24 protein-coding genes are annotated in these 21,862 nt (G+C 31.6%); 22 read left to right on the forward strand and 2 right to left on the reverse strand.

The genetic code is table 11. From position 1 onward, the window contains the following. The first annotated feature begins 12 nt into the window (after positions 1–12). The 3 genes from ACFSR1_RS00740 (at position 13) to ACFSR1_RS00750 (ending at position 1,619) form a co-directional block, all read left to right on the forward strand. Complete coding sequence (locus ACFSR1_RS00740; RefSeq protein WP_378288654.1) at positions 13–576, forward strand: hypothetical protein; 564 nt, start codon at positions 13–15, stop codon at positions 574–576. Positions 577–773: 197 nt separating this feature from the next. Beyond that, entirely contained in the window at positions 774–1,169 is a 396-nt protein-coding gene (locus ACFSR1_RS00745; protein ID WP_378288656.1) for a hypothetical protein, read from the forward strand. 213 nt (positions 1,170–1,382) lie between these two features. Next, entirely contained in the window at positions 1,383–1,619 is a 237-nt protein-coding gene (locus ACFSR1_RS00750) for a DUF3303 domain-containing protein (protein WP_378288658.1), read from the forward strand. 310 nt (positions 1,620–1,929) lie between these two features. Here ACFSR1_RS00750 and ACFSR1_RS00755 read toward each other — a convergent pair whose 3' ends face one another. Further along, positions 1,930–2,769, reverse strand: coding sequence for a mechanosensitive ion channel family protein (locus ACFSR1_RS00755; RefSeq protein ID WP_378288660.1), 840 nt, complete (start codon positions 2,767–2,769; stop codon positions 1,930–1,932). 474 nt (positions 2,770–3,243) lie between these two features. On the opposite strand from ACFSR1_RS00755, the gene ACFSR1_RS00760 reads away from it, so the two are divergent. The 9 genes from ACFSR1_RS00760 to ACFSR1_RS00800 all read left to right on the forward strand — a co-directional run bounded on the left by ACFSR1_RS00760 (position 3,244) and on the right by ACFSR1_RS00800 (position 11,489). Then, a complete protein-coding gene (locus ACFSR1_RS00760) occupies positions 3,244–3,864 on the forward strand; it encodes a CbrC family protein (protein WP_378288662.1) in 621 nt (206 codons plus the stop codon). Positions 3,865–4,141: 277 nt separating this feature from the next. After that, a complete protein-coding gene (locus ACFSR1_RS00765; RefSeq protein ID WP_378288664.1) occupies positions 4,142–5,239 on the forward strand; it encodes a serine hydrolase domain-containing protein in 1,098 nt (365 codons plus the stop codon). Between the two features lie 164 nt (positions 5,240–5,403). After that, positions 5,404–5,781 (forward strand): DUF2200 domain-containing protein, encoded by a 378-nt coding sequence (locus ACFSR1_RS00770; protein WP_378288666.1) that lies wholly within the window; start codon positions 5,404–5,406, stop codon positions 5,779–5,781. A 78-nt stretch (positions 5,782–5,859) separates the two neighbouring features. Further along, the gene (locus ACFSR1_RS00775; protein ID WP_378288668.1) at positions 5,860–6,348 is read left to right on the forward strand and encodes a DUF7000 family protein; all 489 of its coding nucleotides are present in this window, start codon (positions 5,860–5,862) and stop codon (positions 6,346–6,348) included. 318 nt (positions 6,349–6,666) lie between these two features. After that, positions 6,667–8,115: a S41 family peptidase gene (locus ACFSR1_RS00780; RefSeq protein WP_378288670.1), complete on the forward strand. Its 1,449-nt coding sequence runs from the start codon at positions 6,667–6,669 to the stop codon at positions 8,113–8,115. 603 nt (positions 8,116–8,718) lie between these two features. After that, positions 8,719–9,147 carry a PH domain-containing protein gene (locus ACFSR1_RS00785; RefSeq protein WP_378288672.1) on the forward strand — a complete coding sequence of 143 codons (429 nt, stop codon included), beginning with the start codon at positions 8,719–8,721 and terminating at the stop codon, positions 9,145–9,147. 358 nt (positions 9,148–9,505) lie between these two features. Then, on the forward strand, positions 9,506–10,195 hold the full coding sequence (locus tag ACFSR1_RS00790; protein ID WP_378288674.1) for a hypothetical protein: 690 nt from the start codon (positions 9,506–9,508) through the stop codon (positions 10,193–10,195). Positions 10,196–10,298: 103 nt separating this feature from the next. Beyond that, positions 10,299–10,775, forward strand: coding sequence for a DinB family protein (locus ACFSR1_RS00795; RefSeq protein ID WP_378288676.1), 477 nt, complete (start codon positions 10,299–10,301; stop codon positions 10,773–10,775). A 210-nt stretch (positions 10,776–10,985) separates the two neighbouring features. Then, a complete protein-coding gene (locus tag ACFSR1_RS00800) occupies positions 10,986–11,489 on the forward strand; it encodes a DUF2306 domain-containing protein (RefSeq protein WP_378288678.1) in 504 nt (167 codons plus the stop codon). A 640-nt stretch (positions 11,490–12,129) separates the two neighbouring features. Here the strand turns inward: ACFSR1_RS00800 and ACFSR1_RS00805 are convergent. Continuing rightward, positions 12,130–12,648 carry a fasciclin domain-containing protein gene (locus ACFSR1_RS00805; RefSeq protein ID WP_378288680.1) on the reverse strand — a complete coding sequence of 173 codons (519 nt, stop codon included), beginning with the start codon at positions 12,646–12,648 and terminating at the stop codon, positions 12,130–12,132. Between the two features lie 122 nt (positions 12,649–12,770). On the opposite strand from ACFSR1_RS00805, the gene ACFSR1_RS00810 reads away from it, so the two are divergent. From ACFSR1_RS00810 to ACFSR1_RS00855, 10 genes are all read left to right on the forward strand, one after another. Continuing rightward, complete coding sequence (locus ACFSR1_RS00810; RefSeq protein WP_378288682.1) at positions 12,771–13,325, forward strand: RNA polymerase sigma factor; 555 nt, start codon at positions 12,771–12,773, stop codon at positions 13,323–13,325. Beyond that, positions 13,325–14,110, forward strand: a complete 786-nt coding sequence (locus tag ACFSR1_RS00815) for an anti-sigma factor (protein ID WP_378288684.1) — start codon at positions 13,325–13,327, stop codon at positions 14,108–14,110. Before ACFSR1_RS00810 ends, ACFSR1_RS00815 begins: the two co-directional genes overlap by 1 nt. 41 nt (positions 14,111–14,151) lie before the next feature. Beyond that, entirely contained in the window at positions 14,152–14,982 is an 831-nt protein-coding gene (locus tag ACFSR1_RS00820) for a helix-turn-helix domain-containing protein (protein WP_378288686.1), read from the forward strand. A 57-nt stretch (positions 14,983–15,039) separates the two neighbouring features. Next, on the forward strand, positions 15,040–15,624 hold the full coding sequence (locus ACFSR1_RS00825; RefSeq protein WP_378288688.1) for an SRPBCC domain-containing protein: 585 nt from the start codon (positions 15,040–15,042) through the stop codon (positions 15,622–15,624). A 4-nt stretch (positions 15,625–15,628) separates the two neighbouring features. After that, positions 15,629–16,171 (forward strand): DUF4287 domain-containing protein, encoded by a 543-nt coding sequence (locus ACFSR1_RS00830; RefSeq protein ID WP_378288690.1) that lies wholly within the window; start codon positions 15,629–15,631, stop codon positions 16,169–16,171. Positions 16,172–16,330: 159 nt separating this feature from the next. Further along, positions 16,331–16,729: a GlcG/HbpS family heme-binding protein gene (locus tag ACFSR1_RS00835; RefSeq protein WP_378288692.1), complete on the forward strand. Its 399-nt coding sequence runs from the start codon at positions 16,331–16,333 to the stop codon at positions 16,727–16,729. Between the two features lie 99 nt (positions 16,730–16,828). Then, positions 16,829–17,470 (forward strand): spermidine synthase, encoded by a 642-nt coding sequence (locus ACFSR1_RS00840; RefSeq protein WP_378288694.1) that lies wholly within the window; start codon positions 16,829–16,831, stop codon positions 17,468–17,470. A 32-nt stretch (positions 17,471–17,502) separates the two neighbouring features. Next, complete coding sequence (locus ACFSR1_RS00845; RefSeq protein WP_378289669.1) at positions 17,503–18,438, forward strand: threonine ammonia-lyase; 936 nt, start codon at positions 17,503–17,505, stop codon at positions 18,436–18,438. Positions 18,439–18,590: 152 nt separating this feature from the next. Next, positions 18,591–18,950 carry a BlaI/MecI/CopY family transcriptional regulator gene (locus ACFSR1_RS00850; RefSeq protein WP_378288696.1) on the forward strand — a complete coding sequence of 120 codons (360 nt, stop codon included), beginning with the start codon at positions 18,591–18,593 and terminating at the stop codon, positions 18,948–18,950. After that, complete coding sequence (locus ACFSR1_RS00855) at positions 18,950–21,700, forward strand: M56 family metallopeptidase (protein WP_378288698.1); 2,751 nt, start codon at positions 18,950–18,952, stop codon at positions 21,698–21,700. The genes ACFSR1_RS00850 and ACFSR1_RS00855 overlap by 1 nt, the downstream gene beginning before the upstream one ends. The last annotated feature ends 162 nt before the right edge of the window (positions 21,701–21,862 follow it).

Here is a 21,862-nt window from a genome sequence, read left to right on the forward strand (position 1 = left end):
GATTAATTGTGTATGAATAAGAAGTTAATTATTATTGGAGGAATAGTTCTTATTGGAATTACAACACTCCTATTCTGGCAAAGGTTACAATATGCTTACTATGATTTTCAAGAATACTTGACACTTAAAGATAAAATAGTTTGGAAATCAGATATTGGATTAGATTGGGAAGATTTCATTTATGATCCTGGACAAAAACTAATTGATAATATATCAACTGACGTTGGTATAGCAGCGAGGTATCATATTCGGAATTCTAAAATAGAATATAGATCTACAACAGTTTTTGTGCCTTCAAAATCTTTCGTTTCAGATACTACGAACTTCATAGCTCTTCGAATTGCAAATGCAAGATTTGATTTATGCGAAATTTATCGAAGAAAACTCGAGTCAAAAATGGACATCCTAAAAAGAAAAGATATTAAAGATGTTCCTCTTGATACCCTCAAAAATCAAAGCGAAATATTCTTTGACAAATTTGAGAATGAATGGAGTAAATTTTTGGATATTCCTGAGAATGAATTGGAATATAAGCTTACTCAACTGGAAAATAAAATAAAAATTGAACTGAATTAAAAACTAATCACAACATCATATATGTGATCATAGCAGTTAAGTGATAAATCGAATGGTTCTTGTCTATTTGCAATGGCGCAATGCTTGCAAAAGATAAAAGTTAGCAACCAATGCGCAGAAATATCGAAAATCAGGGTAACATTTTGCCCTGCTACGACACATATATTAAACGTTGTGCCTCATTATAATTTACATAAATGAAAAAAATACTATATATATTCTTCATATTGCTTTTCTCTTTTAACTTAAATTCTTATGAATCATTTGATAATGAAAATACTTTACTGATTGGTATCTGGGTCAATTCGGGCTATCAAAATGGTATAACAAAATATGTTAAATCCAAAAGTTTCAAAAAGGATACAAGAGGAATAGAATTTAAGAAAGATGGTGTTATAATACAACGCAAAGATATCAATTGGTGTTTAACTCAACCATATACTCCCATGTATAAAGATTGTAATGGATATTGGAAACTTAATACGAAATCAGTATTCACAATTAAACTTGACAAATGTGGAAGAGCAATAACTGAACAAAAATGGAAAATTATAAAACTGACTAGTCAAATTCTAGAAATTAAAAGTATTTAATTTGAGAACGGAAAATCCAAAACGAGGCACAACACTATATATGTGATCATAGCAGTTATGTGATGAATCGATTAGTTCTTGTATATTTATGAAGGCGCAATGCTTGCAGAATGGAAAAGTTAGCAATCAATGCGCAGAAAAATCGAAAAGCAAGGTAACATTTTGCCCTGCTACGACACATATATTAAACGTTGTACAACATTAAAATAGGTTATGAAAAAATATATGGTTGTTGAAAAATTCAAACCAAATTGTCTTGAGAAGAATAACGAACTTTGGAACAAGAAAGGTAGAATGTTACCTGAAGGGCTTTATTATTTAAATTCTTGGATCAACAAAGAACAAAGTATTTGCTTTCAACTCATGGAAACTAATAAACCTGAACTCTTTGACGAATGGACTAATAAGTGGAAGGAATTTACAGATTTTGAAGTATTTCCGATAGATTAATTAGAGTGTATTTAGACTTGGAATAAAAGAACACTGACTATAAAACGATTTACCAACACTATATATGTGTTCATAGCAGTTAAGTGATGAATCGAAAAGTCTGTGTATTTTGCAATAGCGCAATGCTTGCAAAATGGAAAAGTTAGCAACCAATGCGCAGAAATATCGAAAAGCAAGGTAACATTTTGATCCGTTAAAACACATAAATTAGATGTTAGGACACATACCAAAGAAACATTATTCAATGAAAAAATAATCTAGAAAGACAAAAATATTAGTTCCAAAAATCATTAATTTATTAGTGCTTATTTTATTTGCTAATATTGGACTTAAGGTGCAGATCCATTTGAGGAAATGCAATCACTATATTATTCTTAGTAAAATTCTTATTGATTAATCTTCGAATGTCACTTTTCATTTTTCCAATTCTAAAAATGTTGGCACTGAAAAATAAAAGTTGAAAATCTAATGATGAGCTTCCAAAATTTAATAAACGAGCTTCGATCAATTTCTTATTGTGAATTTCGGGATGCTCAAAGGCACTTTCTTCTAAACTTTTAATCACAAAATCAACATCACTTCCATAAGCTACACCAACATTAATTTTAAAACGGGTTTGATGTGATTGATGACTCCAATTAATTACTTTACTGGTGGTAATCAAAGAATTTGGAATGATAATAGAAATATCATCCCTATTCATTGCTTTGGAAGTTCTTAAACCTATACTTTCAATTATAACTACATCATTATCAATTTCTAAAACATCTCCCACTTCTATAGATCGTTCTGAAAGTAATATAATACCAGATATTACATCGTTAAATGTTTGCTGCAATCCTAAACCAATCCCCACTAATAATGCGGCCGAACCTGCTATTAATAAAGTAACTTTAATACCAATGGATTCTAAGACTAATGCAGTTGCAATAATCCATACGACATATTTAATAATTTTTAATAAGGCATAGGTGCTTCCAGTATCTATTTTGCTAGATTTATTTTTACGAAAAAATGCCTTTTTAAGTACCCAAAGTATGAATTTAGTTACACCAATGATTACTAAAATACTAACCAATTGAGAAACTTTTAGTGTATAAGTCCGAAAAGTAAAGATTTCAGATTCTAAAATTTGATTTAATGTTTCCATTCTAATTTATAATTAACCGATCTATTTATGAGATTTAGTACTTTGTTATAAGGTAGTTTAAATAAAGTGTCTTTATTACAATTTCTAACTATTTCTACAAAGTTAACACGAGACACCCGTAAAAGTACTATAGACAACACCGTGCTATAAAACATAGTGCGATCCATTGCTAAACCGAAGGTTCGGACATTTTTTCGAGGTCGCCAAATTTTTAAATTTGGTCAATTGAGAAAAGAAAGATAATTAGAAAAAACTAAAAATTCGGCTTGTGCTTAACCGAAACGTAATTACTTATTTTCTGCACTACGTTTCATATACAAGACCATTATTTAACTAATTAATATAGTTCTAATAGAACTTATTACAAATAACCCGTTAAATCATTTTCAGAAACGAAATATCATCACAATAAAAGATTATGTGTTATTACTAAAAACTATTTAATTTTGATTAATTAAACATAATAAAAATAATTTGGGAAAAATTTTTAAATATATAGCCGATGAGGCATTGGTTTTAAGTGAATACTCTTGTGACATTTGTTCAGAGCGTTTAGGGTATAATTATCACGCATTCTGGGTAAATCCAGAAACTAACGAAGAAATTGAAATTAGTTCTGCCTGTAAAGACTGTATAGAACACTCTTCATTAGAATGGTCTTGCGAATTTGATTTGATGGACTCATTTGGAGCTGATCATAAGATTATTGAAATTAATAAGCATATCGATTGGAACGAAGGAGAGAAAAAAAGAGGTTTTTTATTACGTTATGATAAAAAACCAATTTGGGAAGGGAAGGCGTTAGAGTTACTTAATAAATTGAGGAAAACACCAAAAATTCCATGGTTAATTCAAAGACCCGATTGGGCTGTTTGTTGTGAAGACCTTTGTGAATTTCAAGGAAGTCCCAAAAACTATGAGGAGCTAATAGATATTCAAAAAGAAGGAACTTACTGGGATAAAGGAGATCGGAGTAAGGATCATATTCCTTATCATAGAGATTTCATCGAACATGGTGAACCATTATTGTTTGATGAAATTTCTAATTTCAAGTGTTTACATTGCAATCGTCAATATTGGATCGATCAATTTTAAACTTAAAACTATTTTAGATATGGTATATTATTCAATAAAATGGATAATTGACAAAACTCTTGAACTAAAATAAAAAAGCACTAATAACATTATACAAGAAATCAGAGGAAAGTTCAGTGCAAGATCAAAAAGTAATTTCCTTTTTATAGTGCCGCTAGATTTTTATAAATTAAACAAGAAATAAAAATAAGCGCAGAATAATCGATTGGTTCAGGTATGCTTGCCTTGCTCCGATTCATATCTTAACCGTTACCTAACATTTAAGAACACCGAACTAATGAAAGTAAAGTCTCTGAAATTATTGTTACCATTTCTTTTATCAATCACATTTACAGTTTGTTATTCTCAAAAAAAAATAACAAATCTCGTCGGATATGAAGTTTCGACCGATTCAATAAACGACTTTCTAAAATCTCGAATGGACTCTCTGAATATTCCGGGGCTTTCAATTGCTATTATCAATAATGGCGAAGTAGTCTATCATCAAACATTCGGATTTGCAAATCTTGAGGACAAGCGTCCTGTAACTGGCAAAACTATTTTTGAGGGAGCGTCTATCTCAAAATCAGTATTTGCCTTTTTTGTTATGAAGTTTGTTGAAGAGGGTAAATTGGATTTAGATAAACCACTGTACAAATATCTTCCTTATAATGATATAGCTTATGATGATAGATATAAAAAAATAACAGCAAGGATGGTTTTGAGCCATAGAACAGGTTTCCCAAATTGGCGAGAAAACGAAGAAGACAAAAAATTAAAAATAAAGTTTGAACCAGGGACAAGTTATGAATATTCGGGAGAGGGTTATCAATATCTTGCTATGGTTTTAAAACACATAGAAAAAACAGATTGGAATGGATTAGAAAGACTATTTCAAGAGAAAATTGCCAAACCTCTCAAAATGGAAAATACTACATTTATACCAACCACGGATATTTATAATAAAAAAGCAGAACCATATAACAATCAAAAAGAATGGATTGATTGGAAAAATAACTATTGGTATGAAAAAGACAAAGGTAAATTTGTTGCGCCTTCATCAATTCATTCAGAACCAATAGATTTCTCGAAATGGATGATTGGGGTAATGAACAAAAAAGTCTTATCCGAAAATAGTTATGAAGAATTATTAAAACATCATTCAAAAATCTCTACTTCTTCCACAGGAATAAGCGTTTACTACGCTTTAGGATTTTTAACAGCTGATAAAAATTATAGTAATACTTATTTTCATAGTGGGAATAATGCTGGATTCACTTGTGGCTATCTTTTGGACATAGAAAAAGATTGGGGTTTTGTCCTTTTCACAAATTCTGAAAAAGGAGAAAAGCTTACGGATGAAGTCTGGAACTATTTTGAAAAAGAATATAAATAAAACCGAGGTACAACCCCGTATAAAATTAATTGCTAGTACAAGTCTACTTACAAAAATACTAACGGATTCTCTATTCCGTTTGTATTTGCTAAATTAGGTGCTTAAATCACGCAACTAATCTTATACAATCACATTAGCACCAATCAAATAAAAATCAAATAAAAATGAAAGTTACAGCAGAAAAAAATGAAAAGGTTGCCAACATGATATTTGCATCCATTTATCCTCTTTACCTGAATAGACTGGAGAAAAATGGAAGAACAAAAGAAGAACTCAATCAAGTGATTAAATGGTTCACTGGTTTTGATCAAGATGCTTTACAAGCGCTTATTGATGAAAAAGCAACCTTTAAAACATTTTTTCAAAAAGCTAAAATACATCCAAACGCACACTTGATTAAAGGAGTCGTTTGTGGTTATCGAATTGAAGAAATAGAGGATGAGTTTGAATTGTATAAACAATGCAGACGTATGGAAAAGCTGATTGATGAATTGGCAAAAGGTCGTAAAATGGAGAAAATTTTGCGCGAAGAAAAAAAGTAGAAACTGATGTTAACAAAACCTAAACTGTATTAAATAAACAGTTTAGCCAAAACATTAGCTGTAAGTAGAATAAACCATATGAAAAACTTGAATCATTATGTAGCGATTTATAAAGAGCAACTTGATAAAGGTGACATATTAATTGCTCATAATCAATTAGTGAAGTTTGTTATGAAGCTAAGAGTGGACTTTATCAAAAGCCTTTCTGAACAATATTCATTTACAGGTATTCTTCATGGATATATGGACTACACTTATTTCTATTATTCCAATAACTTTTTGAAAAGGAAAAAGCTAAAATTAGGATTAGTATTAAATCATTCTCAAATGAGATTTGAAATTTGGCTTTTAGGAAATACGATAAGTATTCAAAAAAAATATTGGGATTTATTAAAAGAATCTAAATGGAACAAAGACAGAAAAAAAATGCCGAAATATTCGATTTTAGACGCCGTAATCGAAAATAAACCTGACTTTGACAACCTACCTTTGTTGTCCGAAAAGATTAAACAAAAATTAGTCGAGCAATCGGATGAAATAATTAGTGAAATAAAAAAGTTTTTTTGAAACACAACCTACACCTAGTAATTCTATAATTAATAAGTGTTTTAGTACTTAACCTAAAGTTTAGTATTCTAAACAAAGTCAGCCAAATCTTTTGATTTACCACTGCTTTTTATTTTATATTTTGGTAGTTGTTGTCCTTTGGAGTGCTTTAAGAAAAAAGATAAAACAAAATAAAAAGTCGTAGCTAAGCGCTTAATCAAAATGACCGTTTCTTTTTAATTCTCATTATCGCTATAGCAAAGACGTTAACTGCAAGGAAAAAACAACAACTGTAACCAAATTAAAAAAACAAGGTCTTTATTATAAACTGAAGAAAAAATGAACAAAATTAGACTTACCCTAATCTTAACATTTTTAACTATAACTTTGACCTTTGCCCAGAATTGCAACTGTATTAACAATTTTGAGTGGGTTAAGAAAACATTTGAGGAAAATGACGCTGGTTTTGACTATGCCTTAAAAACAAAAGGTAAACAAGCCTATGCCGACCATAACAATAGGATTTTGGAAAAAATAAAATCTGCCAAAAAACTTACAGATTGCACACCTGTTTTGTATGAATGGCTTAGTTTCTTCCGCTCAGGGCATATCGCAATAAGGCTCATCCAACAATCCCAACAGAACAATACAGCATCTATAAATTCTAATCAATTTATAGATTGGGAAACACTTTCAATAGGTACAGAAAAATTTAAAACATACTTAGCAAATAAAAAGGAGCAAGACTATGAGGGTATATGGGAAACTTCATCATATAAAATAGGTGTCAAAAAACAGAATGACGAGTATGTTGGCTTCATTATTGCATCAGGAGCGGAGACTTGGAAAAAAGGACAGGTTAAACTTAGATTTACTACAGGTGAAAAATCAAAATCGACCTTTTACATGTACGATCATTCTGCTGTTGAAACCGAAGGTGTAAAACTCATCGGAAAAAGTCATCTGCAATTAGGTGGGCGTTTTCAGTTAACCCGACTATATCCAGAATTGGAGGAAGAACAGGAACTCAAGAACTTTATTAAGTTGTTAGATGCAAAAGGTCCATATTTAGATGTGTTAAATCGTTCAACATTATATCTAAGGATCCCTTCATTTCAGCCCGCGTTCAAGCCAGCAATTGATAGCCTTCTGTACGCCAACCGTGAGAAAATCCTCCAAACAGAAAACTTAATTATTGATATCAGAAACGGAACAGGCGGAAGTGATGCAAGCTATAGTGAGATTCTTCCTTTTCTTTACACCAACCCAATACGTAATGTTGGTGTTGAATATTTATCCACCAAACTAAACAATCAAAGAATGTTAGACTTCATCAACAAGGATGAATATGGATTTAGTGAAGAAAATAAAAAATGGGCAAAGAAATCTTATGAAGAACTAGAAAAAAAATTGGGTCAATTTGTGAATCTGAATAAAGATGTTGCTAATCTGAGCCAATATGACACGATTCATCCATATCCTAAAAATGTCGGAATTATAATTAATGAACAAAACGGAAGTACAGATGAACAGTTTTTACTCGCAGCAAAACAAAGCAAAAAAGTGAAATTATTTGGTAAAACCACTCATGGTGTGTTGGACATTTCCAATATGTTTTTCATTGATTCACCCTGCAAAGAGTTTGAATTAGGTTATTCGCTGTCAAGGAGTATGCGAATACCCGACTTTACTATAGACGGAAAAGGTATTCAACCCGATTATTATTTAGACAAAGACATCCCTGAATATAAATGGGTCGAATATGTAAGTGAGATTTTAAGTGAATAAAAGTGTCAGCAGATAACACGAGTTACAAACCATTATGACGGAATTTACTACTCAGAAATTTTTATCTTGCAATGAAGGCTTGGTATTCTCGAAATATCATAGCGCAAGATTTCGCAACGAAACTATAGCCAAACGGTTATAAAACGTCAATGAATATTATAAAAGTATAACTGGAGGATTAATGATAAATAAAAAAATGTTATTCTTTTTACATTTTAGAGGATATTACTCTTTTTTGCCTGTGGTACATATTTTTTATTCAGTCAAAATGGTGATAGCAACTAAAGGATCAGTTGAAAGGTTATTTTATTTTTGGTGAGGTTTAATACTTGCAAAAGGTAAAAGTTAGCAACCAATGTTCAGAAAAATCGAAAAGCTAGGTGTTAATTTGCCTTGCTACGACACATATTAAAAAATAATGAGGCTCTTAGAATTAAATCTATCTTAGTATTACTGATAAATTTTAGTAGTCTAAAAATAAAATTTCTACTAACCTATACTACAATTTCAGAACAGTTAATGCCAATGCTAAGGATTTATCTGACATTTGAGATATTTTTATCAAATAAACAGTGGCTAGCAAATCGATAAATAAAAAATTATATGACCAAAAAATATCCATCGAAAGTTTCTTACGGATTACTGACTTTTATCTTCTTAGTATTTTATGGTCCATTGATCCCTGATTTAATCAATGGGGAACTAAATGCAAAATCCATTGGATTCATAGGAGTCCTTTCAGTAGTTTTTGCTTTTATTGCACATCTTTTTTTAAAAACACAATACACAATTGACCATAATAAACTCAAAATAAAATGCGGACTATTTTCCTTTAAACCTATTGATATTGATGAAATTAAAGAAATATCAAAAACTAAAAGTATAATATCTTCACCAGCGCCATCATTTGACCGAATTGAAATAAAATATGGACAATTCAATAAGGTTATAGTTTCACCTAAAGACAAGTATCATTTTGTCGAAGATTTGACTAAAATAAATCCAAGAATAAAAAATAAAATAACTGAGTAAATAACGATACTTAACATAACTTTTGATGAGTTTGAATCAATCCAAATTATAAAGATTAGGAATCACTAAAGTTATTTTTTATTTGATACCAGCTTGTTATTATTTTTTAGATGGGAAGTAAAAATAGCGGGTTTACTTCACTAATATACAATCTAAGGATATATGGACTTTATACCTGAATTATTTGATTAGTAATATAGTAACTTGCGCTTTTTAGTACATCGAATAATTATGAGTGATAAGGTCAAGTCATAATAACCTTGAACACAAAACACGGTTCTAATAATCTGCTAGTAAAATCTAGAACGTGGTAACAATTGTACTACTGAATCGTCTTGATTGAAAAGGTTTTAAAAATATGGAGTCAAAAAAACTACAAAACATTGGAGGGTTATGCGCTATTTTTGAGTCGTTAATATATATTACAGCTTTCGTAGTATATGGTGCCATATTAGTATATCCAGAGGCAAATTCCGGTGTGACAGAAGAACTAAATTTTCTATCTGACAACTATATTACTTTATCTATCATTAACCTGATTAGTTATGTGCTTTTCGGAGTTTTATTGGCTGTATTAGTTCTGGCGATTCATCAACGATTAAAACACAATTCACCAAATCTCTCAAAATTAGCTTTTGTTTTTGGAATAATTTGGGTTGGACTGGTGATCGCTAGCGGAATGATAGCCAACGTAGGCCTTGGGACTGTAGTCGATATGGGAAGTAAAGAGCCAGAAAACGCAATGTTAATTTGGTCCAGTGTTAGTATTATTTCTGAAGGACTTGGCGGAGGAAACGAAATTGTCGGTGGAATTTGGGTACTGTTATTAAGTGTAACAGCAATAAAAGGACAACACTTTTCAAGATTACTTAATTTTCTTGGTATCATCGTTGGAATAGCAGCAATTCTAACTATCTATCCATTAGAAATTTTTACAGAAATTTTTGGAATTAGTCAAATCATCTGGTTTCTATGGATTGGAGTATTAATGATGCGTACACCTTTCATTCCTATTGAGAAATACGAAATAAGGCAAGAGACGGTATAAACAACAGTCGTATATTCCATGTCAATATTTTAGAGTTAATTTATTGAAAACAAATCTATATTTATTGTATTTTCTACACTTTAAAACTAAACAAAACTGCCTAATGACAAACAGTGAACTTATTGCCAATCGATTAAAAGAGGTTTTACTAAACGGGCATTGGATTGCAAACACAAACTATCAAGAATTGATAAAAAGTGTAACTTGGAAACAAGCTACTCAAAAAATTGATTCCTTAAATACGATAGCTGCACTCACCTACCATATCAATTATTATCTAGCTGGAATTCTTAATGTATTTAATGGAGGAACACTTGAAATTCGGGATAAATATAGTTTTGATATGCCTCCGATTACATCTGAAAATGATTGGAAACAACTTATCGATGAATTTCTAAAAAATGCCGAAGCGTTTATATTTAAGGTAGAAAAAATGAGCGAGCAAAAATTGAATGCTGTTTTTGTAGATGAAAAATATGGTACTTACCTACGCAATATCGAAGGTGTGATTGAACACAGTTATTACCATCTTGGGCAGATTTCACTAATAAAAAAACTTATAACAGATAACAACGTATAATCTACTTTCATCTAAAAAAACAGTTTTTATGTTGAGCTTACTTCAATGTCACACTTAAAAACTGATCTTGTTGTTTCATTTTATCTTGATATTTTAAATCTACGCTATGCATTGCAGATAAAGCAATTCAGATACTAAATTCGACAATTCGGTCAGGTTATTTCTTTTCATATCTGCTTAAGCAATAACTTTTGATCAAATTATTGCGTTATGTTTTTAAGTACCATTGGAATTATACACTTTACATCCTCTATTATTTCATTAATATCCGGAACAATGGTTTTGGTAAAATCTAAAGGGACAAAAACTCATCGGCAATTGGGCTATCTTTATACCATAGCAATGCTTATTGTTCTTGCTACTTCTTTTATGTTGTATCGATTACATGGTAGTTTTGGAATTCTACATTGGTTTGCCGTAATAAGCAGTATTACTCTTTTATGCGGAATTATACCGATGCTTATTAAACGACCTAAAGGATATTTAAAACTTCATCTTAGCTTCATGTATTGGAGTGTTATTGGACTGTATTGTGCATTTTTTGCGGAAGTGCTCACCCGTATACCGTTCATCTTCAAATTAGACAAAAATATAGTCACAATTTTTTACACCTTGGTGGGGCTTGCTACTACTATAGTTGGGGGCCTTGGTTCTGTTTATTTCAGAAAGTTCAAAGATACCTGGATAAATCTGGTTGATGATTTGGAAAAATAAATCCTATAATTAAATAACCAATAATCTAACAAATCAACCATTGAGATAGCTGGCGGCGTTTTGTGCCGCCAATTATCTTATCATACTAATATACTTATGAGAACTAAGTTTGACGCTTCCCCAATTACCAAACTCAATATAATATACTAGTAATTCTATCTAATCTTTTTTTATTTACTAATTTCCTTCTTATAACTATTTATACCAGAACGGTTATTATCTCTGTTAGCGAAAAAAATAATATACTGAACAGGTAAAAAATATTATTATTTAGATGTAATATCTGCAATTATAAGTGTGTTATTATTGATTGCAAATGTAATTGTATCCTAAATAGTAAGTGTTTCTTGTGCTTAAGGTCATTATAATTAATAGATTAGATAAAATTTAGCATTAGAAAAACCAATCCAACAATTTCTTAAACCAATGAATTGTATAAACAATAGATATTTTCGATACTAATAATACAAATGTGACCAGAATTTGGTAGAGATTCAATATGCAGTTTATAAGTAGAGGATAAAGATTTGTAAATAACAATCAACAGCTGTTATTTGGAAGAAAAATGAGTTTTAAGAAATATAGTAAAGAAAAAAGCGCCGTAAAAAATACGACGCTTTTCAAAACTATGTAATTGCTATTACTTTGGCATTACAACATCTCCTATCACATGGATCACTCCATTTGTAGCCATTACATCAGTTTTTACGATTTGACTATAATTTCCATTTTGATCTTTTAACCAAATCTTTCCGTCTTTTTTTACAGCTTTTAGCTTAGCACCGTTTAGGGTGGTTAACTCTGCCTTTCCTCCTCCACTTTTTAATGCACTCACAACAGCGGCTGCATCAATTTTTCCAGATACCACGTGGTATGTAAGAATAGACGCTAACTTTGATTTGTTAGCAGGCTCTAATAAAGAATTCAAGGTTTTTGAATCGATCTTAGCAAAAGCATCATTGGTAGGAGCAAATACTGTAAAAGGACCGTCTCCTTTTAGCGCCCCAACCAGATCCGCTGCTTTAAGAGCGGTAACTAATGTAGAAAAATCATCTACAGAAACGGCTACATCGACAATATCCTTTTTTGATTGTGCAAATGTGGATTGAGCGAATACAAATAAGAAGAGAGTCGAGGCAATAAAAATTAATTTTTTCATGATTTTATTTTTTAATTATTAAACATTATTAAACGCGCTTTTCATATTCATATACACAAGTTTGTTTGGTTTGGATGAGATTGGATGAGATTTTTTTTAAATTTGAAGAAGCCAATAACTAAATGAAAGACGATTTAGAACTTATAAAGAAGTTACAGAATCAAGATTCTTATGCCCTGTCTAAGGTCTATGATCTCTACTCTGGAGCGCTTTATGGGGTAATCTTAAGAATGTGTAAAGATGAGCCTTTAGCACAGGATTTATTACAAGAAACATTTATGAAAATTTGGCAAAAATCACATACGTATAATCCTGATAAAGGAAAGTTTTTTACCTGGTCTTACCGAATCGCAAGAAACATTACGTTAAATTCTTTAAGAAAAAAAGATATCCTCATCCAAAATGAGGATTTAAGTGTATATAAAGATAGGAGTACTTCTGAAGCAGAAAAAGATTTCTTAGAATTAGATGGTTCTTTAAAAAAGTTAGAACCTCATCATCAAAGAGCTTTAGAGCTTGTATATTTTAATGGGCTCACTCATAGAGAGGCACATGAGGAAATGAATGTTCCTTTGGGAACCTTTAAGTCTTATATAAAACAAGCTCTTAAAAAATTAAGAGAATCTTATAAAGAGGAACTTCTTGTAGTATGGATTATTATTGAAATGATGAGATGATGGATAGGAATACGATAAAAGATACAGGAATACTAGAACAATATTTATTAGGTGAGCTTTCTGAAGAGGAATCTAAAGAAATAGAGAATATCCTTAAAGAAGATGGAGAATTACGAGAGTATTTCAGTAAAATGGAAGACGATATGGAACAAATGGCATTAGAAAATGCCATCTCTCCTCCTATTCATATCAAAACTAGTATTTTAAATAAAATTGAAAATACTAGCCCGAATACCGAAGAAAAAGTAATTCCATTACAGAAAAGAAAAAGAATCTCTTATAATTTTGCGATCGCTGCCAGTCTTGCTACTTTGTTTTTATTGAGTTCCGGTTGGTTATATAATCAATGGCAAAATACGGAGCGTACTATGATTACATTACAAAAAGAGACCAATGATTTACAAGATAGACTCATAAACGTAGAAAATAATTATAAGGAAACTGAAAAATGGTATCAAGCTATCAATCAGCCAGAAGTAGTACAGTTAGTATTAAAAGGAAATGAAAAATCCCCGAATTCTGCTGCTATAGCTTATGTAAATCATCAAAACAAAGAGGTGATTCTTAATCCAAAAAAGCTTACCAAACTGCATCCAGATAAAACCTATCAGATGTGGGCAGATGTAGATGGAGAAATGATTGATATGGGAGTAATTTCTACAGATCAGGAAATGATTGTCATGAAATATATAGACAATGCGGAATCATTAAACATCACTATTGAACCCGCTGGAGGAAATGACCATCCTACCGTAGAACAATTAATTTCTAATGTATATCTTTAGTTAAAAGAAAGAGGCAGGTCTTCATTAATATACCATAATATATGATATTTGAAACACATCAACTGACCAATCCAATTAGCAACTATATTGAATCGATATTCCATTTAAAAGATTTTATACCAGACCATTCTATAGAGCGAGTTGTGCCAACGGGACACGTTTTTATCATATTCGAATTAGATGATATCCCAAGAAATACATTTGACAACACTACATTAAAAGCTAACAAAACCTTTACGAAAGCTTGGATATCTGGGATACACAAAAACTATATCTCAATTTCTGCTCATCCAAAATCCGAAATGTTTGTGATTCAGTTTAAACCTTTTGGAACCTATCCCTTTTTTCATTTTCCATCTGAAGACCTTAACGAAAAAATCCTTTCTGCAGAAGAAGTTTTTGGTGAAGAGCTTTTACTACTAAGAGATAAACTTTTAAAACAGGAAACATCTCAAGATAAATTCATCGTAGCAGAAAAGTGGTTAACAAGTAGGTACGATGATTCTAAAATTCCTTCCAAAGAGTTACTCACAATTGTAGAAAAGTTACAACAAGAACCCGCTGTTAATTTTAATAAAATAACCGAAAGTTATCCCTATACCCAAAAACATCTCATAGATCAATTCAAAAAATACGTTGGGGTTACTCCAAAATATTATCATCGAATCGCAAGATTTAACGAAATATTACAGCAAATTAGACAAAAAGAGCAAATATCATGGTCACAGGTTGCTTATCAGTGTGGATACGCAGATCAATCTCATTTTATAAAAGAGTTTAGTCACTTTTCAGGTTTTAATCCACAAGAGTTCATAAAGCAAGAATTCAATAAAGATGAGCCCAATTTCTTTCCTTTAGATAGAGAAGGTTAATTTTTTACTATGACAGTACATTTTGTTTTTCGTACTTCGCGTTAAACTTACTTGAAAATGAAAAAAATTACTTTCATCATCTTACTAATCTTTCCTGGTTTATTTCTTTATTCACAGGATCAAAAGATACCAACAGAAAAAAGAGTTACTTCTACGGTCGATTCGACCAATAAAAAGGAGCTTATACTCATACAAGAGTTTATGGTTAATGTACCATTGGATTCTGTCTGGAATGCCTATACAACCAAAAACGGTTGGGAAAGCTGGGCAGTAGCAATAGCAGAAGTTGATTTTAAAATTAACGGGACAATCAGAACTAATTATAATAAGAATGGAAAGATTGGAGATAGCACGACCATAAACTTAAAAGTGGTTAACTACATCCCAAAAAAGTTAATCACCTTGCAGGCAGAACTCACTAATAACTTTCCAGATTTTATGAAAAAAGATGAAAAAGATCTCTATAACATTATTTGCTTTGAGTCTTTAGCCAGCAAAAAAACCAAGGTAATCTCTTATGGAATTGGATATAAAAACAATCCGAAATATTTATCATTAATGAAATTCTTTATTTCCGGAAACGAAATGTCATATCAACAATTAATTGCATATCTTGAAAAAGGAAAAGCTATAAAATTCTAACACGATGGATCAAGCGCTACAAACCATGATTAACAATATGCCTGAAAAAACAGGTAAGTCCTTAGAGGAATGGAAAGAAATTTTAAAAGACAAATCATTTACCAAACATAGTGAAGCAGTTAAATTCTTAAAAACAGAACATGGAGTAACTCACGGTTTTGCAAATACTATAGTCACTTTATCTAAGGATTCTAATGATACGCCTGATGATTTGGTAACCAGCCAGTACAAAGGGAAAGAAAACTTGATCCCAATCTATGAAAAGCTTCTTACTATCGTAACATCTTTTGGTGATGATGTTATTAAAACACCTAAAAAAACCAGTGTTAGCATTATTAGAAAAAAACAATTTGCATTGATCAAACCTGCTACTAAAACCAGAATTGACCTTGGTTTGAAACTAAAAGGAAAAGCTATTACCGAACGACTCCAAAACTCCGGTCCTTTTGGTACTATGTGTACTCACAGAGTGCAATTACAATCAATTGATCAGGTAGATACCGAACTTGCAGCATGGCTTAAAGAAGCGTATGAAATGGCTGGATAACAAACGTATCTTCTTTATAAATCTATAGCTAATACACGTGTACAATTTTAGACAAAATTGTTTTAAACTTTATATTTTATTTATGATATAATTGATCTCTGAATGTGAATTAATCAAGATATTGCCACTGATTATTTATACTTTTAAAACAAAATTCACATGAACATTACATTAGAACAAGCAGAGAAAATTATTAGTGCTGCAAAGGCAAAATCGATTGCATTAAACACCAAAATGAATATCTCTGTCGTTGATGCAGGAGCAAATCTTGTAGCGTTTGCCCGAATGGATGGGGCTTGGTTAGGTTCTCTTGATATCTCTTTAAAGAAAGCAAAAACAGCTCGTTTCTTTGATATGAATACCGGTACTATTGGAGAACTTTCACAACCAGGAGGTTCTTTGTATAATATAGAGCACTCTAACGGAGGTTTGATAACATTCCCAGGTGGAATACCTATTAAAAACGGAAATGATGAAATTATAGGAGCAATTGGAGTAAGCGGTAGTAGCGTAGAAAATGATCATGCAGTAGCAGAAGCTGGTGCAAATGCTTTATAATTATTAAGAAAGTAGCGTGTAGGTTATCTAAAATTAAATATTTATAATCTACACGTTTTTGTTTTAATATTTCCTCTTAACTATCACGAATACTGGTCTATGAAAAAAATAGTTAGCTACATCTGGCCACTTACCAAGAAAATTCATTCGAAGATCAATGGGACTCTGGAAATCACCTGGATTAATGGAAAAAAAGTGTTGGACAGTGAAACTGCCAATTATTCTTACGGTTCCTTACAACGTATTTTAGATTATGGACTGTCCAAAATATACTTTGATAGCAAGTCAAGTGTACTATTACTGGGAATGGGCGGAGGAAGTGTAATAGATACATTAAGAAACCGATATAACCATAGAGGTCATATTACTGCTGTAGAAATTGACCCTGTTGTTATTGAAGTAGCAAAAGATGAATTCGACATTACAGAAAATAAAGATTTGACCATTATTTCTGAAGATGCGCATCGTTTTGTACTTAATTGTAAAAACTCTTTTGATCTGATCATCATAGATCTTTTTATTGATTTAAAAGTACCCAGTGAATTTTATCGGATCTCTTTTTGGGATCAACTCATTCAATTAATAAAACCAAAAGGAAATGTACTTTTTAACGCCGGTATCCAACTGAATGATGATTCTGATATACAATCTCTAATTACCAATTATTCTAATAAGATAGAATTTCAACTACACAGTAATGTTCATGGAACAAATACACTTCTTATAGGTAGGAAAAAGTAGTATCTTCGTGAGTGATCTCACTTATTAATAGCATGAATGTAAAAAGCCTTACCGATACTGCTGAAACCATAGCATCCTATATACATAGAACTCCTATCCTAACATCACGACTCCTTAATGAAATCTCAGGAGCAGATTTATATTTTAAGTGTGAAAACTTTCAGCGAATGGGAGCTTTTAAGATGCGTGGCGCTACGCATGCCATTCTGCGGTTATCTGATAAGGAAAAATCTAAAGGAGTAGTTACACACTCTTCTGGAAATTTTGCACAAGCCCTATCACTTGCTGCTCAAAGTTTAGGAGTGAAAGCATATATTGTGATGCCATCAAACGCTCCTCAAGTAAAAAAAGATGCCGTAGCGACGTATGGTGGTCATATTATAGAATGCCCTCCTACTCATAAAGATCGTGAAGAAACAGCAAACAGAATTCAAACTGAAAAAGGAGCCACTTTTTTACATCCATATAATGACCATAATGTAATATTAGGACAAGGAACTGCAGCTTTAGAGTTGCTGGAAGATTATCCTGATTTAGCATATATATTTTCTCCTGTTGGCGGCGGTGGATTAATTTCTGGAACAGCATTAGCAGCTCATTTTTTTGGTAAAAACTGCAAAGTTATTGGCGGAGAACCTTTTGAAGTTGATGATGCCTATCGTGCATTGCAAAGTGGTACTCTAGAAATTAACGAAACCACCAACACTGCTGCCGACGGACTCAAAATGCCTTTAGGTGATCTTACCTTTCCTATCATACAGAAATATGTTTCAGAGATTATCCGCGTAGATGAGGAAGAAATTATATCGGCTATGCGTTTAATCTGGGAACGTATGAAAATCATTATAGAACCTTCTTGCGCTGTTCCTTTTGCAGCTTTATTAAGAGAAAAAGGAAGATTTCAGGATAAAAAAATAGGAATTATTCTCTCTGGAGGAAACGTGGATTTAGGCAATCTACCTTTTTAAAAACACTTTAGCACATATTTAACAATCCTACAAAACACCTTTAAAAAAAGCACTTACGACGAATTACTCCTAATAAATTAGTTAAACTCCTAACTTATTAGTTGTAAAACTAACTAATTAGTAGTACGTTTGCTATATCAAATTTTAAGATCATGCAAAAGTTAGCTAAAAGAGAAGAACAGATCATGCAGAGTTTATGGAAACTCAAAAAAGCTTTTATAAAAGAAATTATAGAAGAATTACCGGATCCTAAACCTCATTATAATACAACTGCAACGATTGTAAAAATTTTAGAAGAAAAAGGGTTTATCAGTCATAAAGCATTTGGCAATAGTTTTCAGTACTATCCATTGATCTCTAAACAAGAATATCAAAAAGATGTTTTAGGTGAAGTAGTTAATAATTACTTCGACAACTCACCGCTGGCTTTGGTAAAGTTCTTTGCCAAAGAAGAAAAAATAAATACCGAAGAATTAGAAGAAATCATTAAACTCATTAAAAACAATAAGTAATGGCTTATATCATTTACAGTGCAGCACTTATAGGTTTATCGTATGTTATTTATAGATTATTCCTTGCTAAAGAGACTTTTTATCACCTAAACAGATGGGTATTATTAGGTTTGATCCTTGTATCATTTTCATTACCATTTATTTCTGTACCGGAAAATATTTCTTTTAGAACTACTCTTTTTCAGAAATCTGAAGTTGAAAATCAAATTACTGAAGTAACTGAAATTCCAATTACAAAAAACGAAATTCAATATAGCGGATCAGAGAATGTAACGACTTCGACTTCTGAAAATATTGCAAATACCATCACTCCTTCTATTATTTCTTTAGACTGGAAGTCAATCATTCTCTATATCTATATTTTAGGAGTCATGGCTTTTGGAGTTAATTTTTTAATCCAATTAGCTGTACTATTATATAGAATGATACAATATCCAAGTATAGAAGTAGATACGTATAAAATAGTAGAAACCGATACGAACCACGCCCCCTACTCTTTCTGGAACAGAATATTTATCAACCCGAACCAATATAATCCGGATACTTATTTACAGATCTTGAAACACGAACAAATGCATATTACCGGTAAACATAGCTTAGATATGTTGTTGGTAGAATTATTAGTAACCGTACAATGGTTTAATCCTTTTGCATGGTTATATCGAAAAGCTATTGATAATAATCTCGAATATCTTACAGATAGCGGTATGCTTACTAAAGGTGAGGATAAAGAAGTGTATCAAATGAATTTATTAAAAGTATCAACCCCAAATATGCCAACAGGTTTGGCAACAAGTTACAATCAATCATTTCTCAAAAAACGAATAATTATGATGAATTCTAAAAAATCGACTGCAAAATCAGGATGGAAATACCTAATCATTATTCCCTTACTGGCCGTAACCGTATTATCATTCAATCCGGTTAGTATTAATCCATCAATCGCCGAAGTTGATGAAACTTTTTCAAATGAACTCGAAACTCCTACGGATGAACATTTTAAAGAGTCAAAATTTAAAAATGATTTTACTAAAGGTGTTTGGGACGCAGAAGTTGGCGGGGGAAAACTATGTGTTATGTACAGAAGTGCAGAACCTCTCAAAAGAAGTTATTGGTCTATAACCCGATGTTATGATCCTTCTTTCTTTGCTGGTTTCCCTGCTGGTGATAAACAAAAACTAGAAGTTACCAGAGATGCCGGAACTATGGTATATGTGGGTGAATTCGAAAATGGAATCGGAGACGGAAGATATACCTTTACACCAAATGCTAGTTTCAGCAGCGCACTATCTAAACAAGGATTTACGGCCGATAATGAGGAACTAGTTCATTGTTTTCTTACAGATTTTGATAATACGTATTTAGCGTACCTAAAGAAAGAAAACCTTTCGTTAAGCCAGGATGATTTTGAAGATATTATCCACAAAGGACTTTCTCTTGAAAAATTAAAAATGTACCGAAAAGAACTTTCAACACTTGGGTACACTAATTATTCAATGAAGGAAGTAAGTAAACTAAATTTATTCGATGTAGATATTTCTTATATACAATTTATCAATAAGGTGAATGGTCAAAAGGCCACGTTAAAAGAAATTACGAAAGCGAAAATTCATAACCTCTCACCGGAATTCATTAAATCATATAACGATAATGGATATAAAAAGATGTCGTTAAACGACTATATGAAATTGAAAATTCATAATGTTTCTCCAGATTTTATTGCAGACTTTAAGAAAGAAGGATATACCAATATCTCTGCAAAAGAGGCGCAGAATTTAAAGATCCACAATGTGACACCGCAATTTGTTCAATCGTATAAAGATGCTGGTTATAAAAATATTACGCTAAAGGAAGCTAAAAACTTAAAAATTCATAATATCACTCCAGCGTTTATAACTAGTTTTAAAAACATAGGCTACCCTAATATCACATTAAAAGAAGCAAAAGATTTAAAAATTCATAATGTCACAGCTGATCTCATACAGTCTTATAAAAAATCGGGACAGACCAATATTTCCTTAAAAGAAGCCATTAAATTAAAGATACATAATGTTTCTCCAGGAGAAGTGAAAATTGCTAAAAGTTATGGACAGTCAAGCTCTACCAGTAGTTCAGGTAAAGCATATCAAGATGCGCAACAAACTCCTGGTGATTTTATAAAACAATTTAAAGCACTTGGTTATGAGAACGCCTCTGTAGACGATATTATTTCTCTTAAAATTCATAATGTAACACCAGATTACATCAAAAGATATCACGATGCAGGATATAAAAACATTCCGTTAGATAAAGTAGTAGGACTAAAAATTCATAATGTGAGTCCAGAATTTATAGAAACCTTCAAAAAAGCTGGTTATAAGAATATTTCTTTAGAAGAAGCTATGTCTTTAAAAATTCATAATGTATCACCAGATGCTGCTGCCGAGTATGTGAAAATTGGATATAATAATCTAGACATTGATGACCTGATGTCTCTAAAAATCCATAACGTATCTCCTGAATATATTAAAGAGTTTAAAAAAACAAAATTTGGCAACCTTTCAATGGATGATATGATCTCTTTTAAAATCCATAATGTAACACCCGAATTTGTGAAACCTTTTGAAGATTTAGGATATAATAATATTACTGCGGATCAGGCTATGAGTCTTAAAATTCATAATGTCACACCAGAATTTGTAAAATCATTGAAAGATCAGGATCCTAATATATCGCTTGAGCAAGCAACCAGAATAAAAATTCATTTTTAAGTGTTTATTTAAAACTAGCCAACAACTAATTACATTCATCAATCATTGAAAAGGCTGCTAATCAAATATGATTAGCAGTTTTTTTTGCCAAAACCTGTGGTTCCTTCTACTTGGGCGACAGCGCTATTGCGATGGGCGGAGACGAGGGGATTTTTACATCAA

The organism is Aquimarina rubra (assembly GCF_042684305.1).
In the GTDB taxonomy this organism is placed as follows: domain Bacteria; phylum Bacteroidota; class Bacteroidia; order Flavobacteriales; family Flavobacteriaceae; genus Aquimarina; species Aquimarina rubra.